General features: G+C 45.7%; 9 protein-coding genes. All 9 read left to right on the top strand.

Going from position 1 to position 7,646, the window contains the following annotated elements:
* Window positions 1-1,524: c-type cytochrome (locus QZ147_RS07425; RefSeq protein WP_295148839.1), on the top strand; the 1,524-nt coding region annotated here is incomplete at its 5' end.
* A gap of 96 nt (window positions 1,525-1,620) precedes the next feature.
* Window positions 1,621-2,385: a cytochrome C gene (locus QZ147_RS07420; RefSeq protein ID WP_295148837.1), complete on the top strand. Its 765-nt coding sequence runs from the start codon at window positions 1,621-1,623 to the stop codon at window positions 2,383-2,385.
* Window positions 2,382-3,611 carry a nitrous oxide reductase family maturation protein NosD gene (locus tag QZ147_RS07415; protein WP_295148835.1) on the top strand — a complete coding sequence of 410 codons (1,230 nt, stop codon included), beginning with the start codon at window positions 2,382-2,384 and terminating at the stop codon, window positions 3,609-3,611. Before QZ147_RS07420 ends, QZ147_RS07415 begins: the two co-directional genes overlap by 4 nt.
* Window positions 3,608-4,291 carry a 4Fe-4S dicluster domain-containing protein gene (locus QZ147_RS07410; protein WP_295148832.1) on the top strand — a complete coding sequence of 228 codons (684 nt, stop codon included), beginning with the start codon at window positions 3,608-3,610 and terminating at the stop codon, window positions 4,289-4,291. Before QZ147_RS07415 ends, QZ147_RS07410 begins: the two co-directional genes overlap by 4 nt.
* Window positions 4,292-4,301: 10 nt before the next feature.
* On the top strand, window positions 4,302-4,859 hold the full coding sequence (locus QZ147_RS07405) for a hypothetical protein (protein WP_295148829.1): 558 nt from the start codon (window positions 4,302-4,304) through the stop codon (window positions 4,857-4,859).
* Window positions 4,856-5,314: a c-type cytochrome gene (locus QZ147_RS07400; RefSeq protein WP_295148826.1), complete on the top strand. Its 459-nt coding sequence runs from the start codon at window positions 4,856-4,858 to the stop codon at window positions 5,312-5,314. Before QZ147_RS07405 ends, QZ147_RS07400 begins: the two co-directional genes overlap by 4 nt.
* Window positions 5,314-6,219 carry a NapH/MauN family ferredoxin-type protein gene (locus QZ147_RS07395; protein WP_295148823.1) on the top strand — a complete coding sequence of 302 codons (906 nt, stop codon included), beginning with the start codon at window positions 5,314-5,316 and terminating at the stop codon, window positions 6,217-6,219. Before QZ147_RS07400 ends, QZ147_RS07395 begins: the two co-directional genes overlap by 1 nt.
* Before the next feature lie 9 nt (window positions 6,220-6,228).
* Window positions 6,229-6,879 carry an ABC transporter ATP-binding protein gene (locus QZ147_RS07390; protein WP_295148822.1) on the top strand — a complete coding sequence of 217 codons (651 nt, stop codon included), beginning with the start codon at window positions 6,229-6,231 and terminating at the stop codon, window positions 6,877-6,879.
* A partial coding sequence (locus QZ147_RS07385) for an ABC transporter permease subunit (protein WP_295148819.1) occupies window positions 6,876-7,646 on the top strand: 771 nt, incomplete at its 3' end. The genes QZ147_RS07390 and QZ147_RS07385, both read left to right, overlap by 4 nt.

Below are 7,646 nucleotides of genomic sequence, written 5' to 3'. Positions count from 1 at the left end.
TTTAGAAAGATTAAGGAACAAATCGATAAAAAAGAATTTGCGGGCACCGATCCTTACGGCATTCCGATTTTGGATATGAAAAAATCCCTTCACGGACAAGTGGAGCTCGGTCTTGGACCTTTGCATACTTCGTTTGATTCAAAAGACGGAATTTTATACACCTCGCTTTACGTAGATAGCCAGATCGTAAAGTGGGACTATAAAAATTTAAAGGTTCTTGACAAGATTAACGTCAATTACAACATCGGACACCTAGACACTATGGAAGGCAAATCGGCTAAACCGGTCGGTAAATACGCTATCGCGCTAGATAAGCTCTCGATCGACCGCTTTAATCCCGTAGGTCCTTTGCATCCGCAAAACCACCAGCTAATAGATATTACGGGCGCTAAGATGGAGATGCTTTACGACCTACCTATTCCGCTAGGAGAGCCGCACGACGTAGTTTCTATCGCCGCCAGCAAACTTCATCCGGCGGCTACTTATAATATGGGAACTAATAGCCGCACGGGCAAACAGCACGAGTCTGCGACGCTTGCCGGCCAAGAGCGAATAGAGCGCGACGGAAAGAACGTCAAAGTCTACGCTACGATGATTAGAAGCCACATAAATCCGGAGCATATCGAGGTAAATAAAGACGATAACGTTACGATTTATCTAACGAATTTAGAGCGCGCCCAAGACGAAACGCACGGCTTTGCGGTCGATCTTTACAACGTCCACGCATCGGTAGAACCGGGTAAAACCGTAAGCGTAAATTTTAAAGCCGATATGGAGGGCGTATTCCCTTACTACTGCACCGAGTTTTGCTCCGCGCTGCACCTTGAAATGATGGGCTATCTATACGTAAAAGATCCGAATAAAAAATACGAAAACGCCAAGGCTAGCAAGCTAAAAACTCTAAGCCCCGAAGCGCTAAAAGCCGAATACGACAAGGTACTAGCTACAAATAAAGCTACCGATGAGGTAATTCAAAGCGTAGTGGCTTTCTTAAAAGAAAAACACTACGAGAAATACCCGAAGGTTAAAGAGCTGGTAGACGACGCGCTGGATCAATACGGCAAGATTAAAGAGACCAAAGCCAAAGCCGACGAAGCTTACAAAAAAGGCGACGTAAACGGCGCGATACTTTGGGAATATCAAGTATGGCAATACCTGGTAAAAACCGCCGACGTCGGACTAAGAGCTAAAAACAACCTCGCAAAAGAGCTGGCTACTCCGATGAGTCCTGCCGCGGCTAACGGCGAAAAAGCCTATCTAAAAGGCGGTTGCAACGGTTGTCACGTAATCGGTCAAGTAAGCTCCGGTCCTGATCTAACGGGCGTTCTTTTACGTCACGAAAACGGCGAGAAATGGGTGGCCGATTTCATCAAAGATCCGTCTAAATTTTACGAGGACGAGTATATTAAGTCTATGATTAACTACTTTAATCTTAGAATGCCTAATCAGCATATGAGCGACCAAGAGATAAAAGATATTATAGAATATCTAAAATGGGTCGACGAAAACGCGGGATTAAATTAAATTTAGGGCGGGAAACCGCCCTTTAAATTTTAAAATTTTACCCAGAATTTCGCCCGCCGCGCGAGCGGTGAAATTTTAAAATTTAAAGGAGAGAAAATGAGTAAATATAAAATTTACGCGCTCTTGGCGCTTATTATCATGAGCGTATGCTTTACGGTTCCGGTTCTCGGGTGGTTCGGCGCAAAGGCTAAAATCGCCGCCGGCGAGCCGCTCGCCTCTTATTCTTATAAAATTTACGATCTTTACACGTCGTTTCAGTATAAAAACCACCTAATCCCCGACGACGTAAAATCGGACGTAAAAAAGGCGATCGAGCAAAAATTCGAGATCGGCACGCCTTCCTTTCCTATCTGGTACGTAAGCCTTGAAGCGCCTAACTATCCTAAGGCGAGCTTTCCCGACGGTATCCCTGTATATTTTCACGTAGACGGATACGGCGGCGACGTGCACGAGATGAATACGATAAACCACTACATCGGCATGTATCCGATGGAGCACGGCGGTAACGTAGAGCGCGCGATCGCGCCTTATTATCTACTAATCGCCACGCTTTGCATGCTGGCGTTTTTATATTACGACGGCAAATTCAACGGACTTTTACTAGTTCCTACGATCGTCGCGCCGGTGCTTTTTATGGGGGCGTTTGCCGGTTGGCTTTATTGGTACGGGCACAATATGCAAGAAACCGGCGCGTTTAAGATTAAGCCTTTTATGCCGACGGTGCTGGGCGACGGCAGCGTAGCGCAATTTACCACGCACTCCTATCCTAGCATAGGATTTTGGGCTATGGTAGCTATGAGCGCGCTTTGTATTTTGGCGATTTTTTCTAAAAACAAAGAGCTAAAAGGTAAAAATCAGTGAAAATTTTGCTCGCCTTCGCGCTAGTTTTAAATTTCGCCGCAGCGGGAGCTTTGCAAGAGGCTATAAACGCCGCGAGCGCGGGCGATACGATAAGGCTTGGCGAGGGCGTTTATAAAGGCAATATTTTAATAAATAAGCCTTTAACGATCGAAGGCGTAGGCGAAAACGTCCTAATCTTAGGCGAGCAAAAAGCAAGCGTGGTAAAAATAACCGCTTCAAACGTAACCTTGCGAAATTTAAAAATTTCGGGCAGCGGAAGCAACCAAAACGACCTCGACGCGGGAGTAAGCTGTAATAACGCAAATAGCGTCGTAATCGAAAACAACGAGATAAGCGACTCGCTTTTCGGCGTGGATTTGGAGCGGTGCAATACCTCGAAAATAATCGGCAATAAGATCGTCTCCAAAGTAGCTACGATGCCCTTTCGCGGAGACGGTATCAGGCTTTGGTACAGCCACGAAAATTTAATCGAAAATAACCGCGTCTACGGCGCGCGAGACATCGTAGCGTGGTTTTCCAGCCTAAATACGTTTAGGAAAAATTCGGTAGAAAACAGTAGGTATTCGCTACATTTTATGTATGCTAATAATAATCTCGTCGAAGACAATAAATTCGAGCGAAACACCGTCGGGATGTTTTTTATGTATTCGGCGGATTCTAAAATTTTACGCAACGAAGTGATATATTCAAACGGCGCGTTCGGTATAGGGCTGGGTATGAAAGACTCTTCTAATTTCGAAGTAACGGATAACGTATTTATCTATAATTCGCGCGGCATAATGCTAGACGAATCGCCCTATCAGCCGGGCACCGTAAATACCTTTAAAAACAATAGGGTTTTGCATAACGTATTTGGCGTGCAGTTTCACGCCATACAGGGCAAAAACGTATTTTTAAATAACGATTTTATGGGGAATATGGAAACGGCGGCGAACGACACGCCCGATTCTAAATTTCATCTAAACGAGTGGTCGGGGAACTATTTCGACGAGTACGAGAGCTTTGATATAGATAAAGACGGCTACGGCGATACGCCGTTTTTGCACTATATTTACGCCGATCAGCTGTGGCAGTATTATCCGAATTTGCAGTTTTTCTACGGATCGAGCGTGTTTAGTATCTTAAATTTTCTAGCCAAGCTCGCCCCTTTTTCGCAGCCCGTTAAGCTTTTAGAGGACGCGCGTCCTAAAATGTCGCCTAATAATTCGCGCGGAGCGTCGCTATGAAGCTTGATAGGCGAAATTTTATCCTAGCTAGCGCGGCGGGTATAGCTTGCGGATACGGCGTAGGGCTAATACTGCCTAAATCAAACGAAAAAGAGCTTTATTTAAGACCGCCGGGAGCGGTTAAAGACTTTGAAGCGCTTTGTATAAAATGCGGTCAGTGCGTGCAGGTTTGCCCATATCACAGTATCGATTTGCTAGATATTAATAGCGGCTACTCAAACGGCACGTCCTTTATCGATCCGCATAAGAGGGGCTGTTATTTGTGCGATCTATTTCCGTGCGTTTTAGCCTGTCCGAGCGGAGCGCTAAGCCACGATACCAAAGAGATAAAAGACGTCGAAATGGGCGTAGCGCTGCTAAAAAATCATAGCGCGTGTCTGGCTAATAAAAACGAGTCCGTCCCGCAAAAAAGCGTCGAGCGCTTGCTAGATAGAAAAATTTACAACGACAGAGAGCAAGCCGTAAAGCAGGTCGTAAAAGACGCCGTAGATAACGAATGCGACTTGTGCGTTAAAATTTGCCCCGTCGGCGAGAGCGCGATTATTATGGCAAAGGACGCGGCGGGCAAAAATTTACCGCTTATAAAGCAAGGCTGCGTAGGCTGCGGCGCATGCGCGGAGGTTTGCCCCGTTCAGATAATTCATATCGCGCCTAATAAAAAATACGGCGAAATTTACTAAGGGAGAGAGAATGAAAATTTTAATAGCCTTAACGGCGTTAGCGCTTATTTTTAGCGGCTGCGACGATAAAAAAGGCGCTCAAAGCCAAGATAGCGCAAAAAGCGCGCCCGCTGGCAATTTAGAGCAAAGCGGAAAGATAGAGATTCAAAAAGCGAGCGAGCCCGTTAAGCAAGATAATTCGCAGTTTATTATTTACGACATCACGGGGCAAAAAAAGGTGCGTTTCGGGCTTGACGAAGATAATAACGTAACGCGCGCGGTAGGGGCGATCGCGATGGTGCGAAGTCCGCTTCAAAGCATAAATTTAAAGCTCGTAAAGGGCAAATTAAGTAAAAATTTTATCCTAAAATGCTCGGCGTGCCACGACGACTACGCTAACGGCATAATAGGGCCGTCGCTTCTTTCAAAAAGCGGCGACGAAATTTTTAATATGATAAAAGCCTATAAAAATAAAGAGAAAAAAAACGCGTTAATGAACGATCTGGTCTTGCAAATGAGCGACGAGGAAGCGCGAGCGCTAGCGGACGAAATAAGCGCGTTTAACGAGCAGTTTAGGAGGGCGAAATGAAGATAGGAAAGATAATCGCGGCGGGGCTTGGAGTAGGAATTTTAGCTTTAATGGCGGCGATGATAGCCTCTAATCAAAGCGCTCCCGCGCCTAAAAAAGAGGAACTATCCGTAAAAACTCGGTCCGAGGCGCAGGTAAAAACGGACGATAAGATAGAAAATTTCGCCGCCGACGAGGAGCTGAAAAAGGTAAAACAGCTCTCAAATAGCGTAAGTAATAAGCCCGCAGACGGCACCAGTAAGCTATTTTTAACCTCCTGCGCGCCTTGCCACGGAGCGGGCGCAAAAGGCGTTATGGCGCCGCAAATAGCGGGCAAAGATAAGGCGTATTTGCTTGAAAAGCTGCGCGATTATAAGGCGGGCAAGGTGGAAAATTCTCTTATGAAAGGGCTTTTAAAAAACATTAGCGACGCCGATTTAGACGCGCTCGCAAGCGAAATTTCAAAGATGAAATAATGGATAAATATAATACTCGCGCGACCGTTAGAAAAGTAGGCTTTTTTAGCACGCTAATAAGCACGGATATTCGCGGCAAAAAGCGCCTGAGCCTGCGCGCGTGGCGATTTGCGAGTATTATCGCCGTTCATCTTTTGTTCGTGCTTTCTTACCGCGCCGACATTCAAATTTTAGAAGGCGACATTACGGGTTCTCGAATTTTGGGCTTTCACTTAGCAGACGTCTTTATGAGCGCGCAGGTTTTTTTATCTACGCATACGTTTCCCGTAAATTTGATAATCGGCGCGTGCAGCATTTTAGCTTTTTACGTTATCGTGGGCGGTAGGGCATTTTGCGGCTGGGTTTGTCCTTACGCGCTAATTAGCGAAATCGGCGAGAAAATTCACGAAAATTTAGCCGCTAAGCGCATAATTAAACGCAGAGAATTCGATCCTAAGTTTCGCTACGTTTTTACGCTTTTATTTTTAGCGCTTAGCTTTGCTAGCTCGCATTTGGTCTTTGAAATTTTTAGCGTGGTGGGAATTTTTTCGCGCTTTATTATCTACGGCTATTTTCACGCGATATGGTTCGTCGTTCTCGTGTTTTTAGTAGAAATTTTTTATTCGCGCAGGGCGTGGTGCCGCTACGTCTGCCCCATCGGCGCTACTTATTCGCTTTTAGCTCGTCCCGCCGCCGTAAAAGTAGGCTGGGATAAGCAAAAATGCGACCACTGTCAGGTCTGCGTGGACGTTTGCCTGGTCCCGCACGTTTTAGAGATGACGAAGGTTAAGGCGGGCGATGAAAAAAACGGGCAAAAGAGCGTGTTTCGCATCGCTGGCGCGGACTGCACGCTATGTGGACGCTGTATCGACGTTTGCCATCAAGACGCGCTAAATTTCGATAACGGGTTTAAAAAACTACTTTAAGGATAACGCTTGATAGAGATAAAAAACGTAAGCAAAACGTTCGGGTCGCAAAAAATTTTAAGCGACGTAAATTTGCGGATATTACGCGGACAAAAAGTAGCGATATTGGGGCAAAACGGCGCCGGTAAAAGCTCGCTTATGCGTATAATTTTAGGCGAATTTCAAAGCGATGCGGGCGAGGTGAAAATAGGCGGATTTAACCCGCTTAAAAACCGCAAAGCGGCGTTAGAGCTCGTTTCGTTCGTGCCGCAAACCCCGCCGCCTTTAAAATTTAGCCTAGCCGAGCTTTGCGAATTCGTCTGCAAAAGCTCGAACGTAAAATTTGAAGACATCGCGAAATTTTGCGAGCTGATGCAGCTAAATTTAAACGCGAATTTTAAAAAGCCTTTTTATAAGCTCTCAGGCGGTATGAAGCAAAAAATGCTGATTTCTATCGCGTTTGCCAAAAATACGCCCGTAATGATGTTTGACGAGCCTACGGCTAACCTAGACCCTAGCGCGCGCGAGCGTTTTTTAGCGCTAGTTGGCGAGTTTGGGGCGGATAAGACGCTAATTTTCATCTCGCATAGATTAAGCGAGATAGGAGATATGCTTGATCGCTGCGTAGAGATGGATCTAGGCTGCGTAGTAAAAGACGAAATTTTAAAGGACGTTAAATGAAAAATTTGCTGCTAATCGCCAAGCTAGACGTCAAAGAATCGTTTCGCTCGCGCTGGTTTTTGATATATCTTTGTATATTTTGCGCGCTGATGATAGGTTTTTTATTTAGCGGCGTGACGGACTCGCGGGTGCTCGGGTTTTCGGGGCTTACGCGCGCGCTACTGCTTTTTATTCAAATTTGCGTCGTTATAGTGCCGATTTTTATCTTGATTTCGACCGTTAGAAGCATAAGCTCGGACCGCGACACGAACCTGCTTGAATATATGCTAAGCTTTCCGGTTAGCCTTGCGGAGTATTATTTCGGAAAGGCGTTAGGACGGGCGTTCGTGGTATTCGTGCCGCTGCTTTTTTCGCTTATTTTAGCCGCGCTAGTGGGCGTTTTTAAATCGGCTCTTATTCCTTGGGATATTTTAGCGCTTTATTTCGGGCTGCTTTTGGGGCTTAGTATCGTATTTTTGTCGTTCGGGTTTTTTATTTCAAGCGCGATAAAAAATCAAGAAATGGGGCAAGGCGCGGCGTTCTTGCTGTGGCTAACGCTGCTTGCATTTTTGGATCTGGCGCTAATCGGCTTTTTGATGAAGCACTCCGTAAACGAAAATATCATATATTTTATCGCGATGGCAAATCCTATCGAGCTATTTAGGATCGCCGCCGTTAGCTTGTTTGATCCGAATTTATCGGTGATCGGCACGGCGTCTTATTTCGTGCTGGCAAAATTCGGCGCGACGGCGTTTGCGATTTACGCGGTTGTTTATCCGCTCGTTTTG

The sequence above is a fragment of the uncultured Campylobacter sp. genome, from assembly GCF_905371695.1.
Classification (GTDB): Bacteria; Campylobacterota; Campylobacteria; order Campylobacterales; family Campylobacteraceae; genus Campylobacter_A.
The sequence above is the reverse complement of the archived record's forward strand: the minus strand, read 5'-3'. Positions and strand labels throughout refer to the sequence as shown.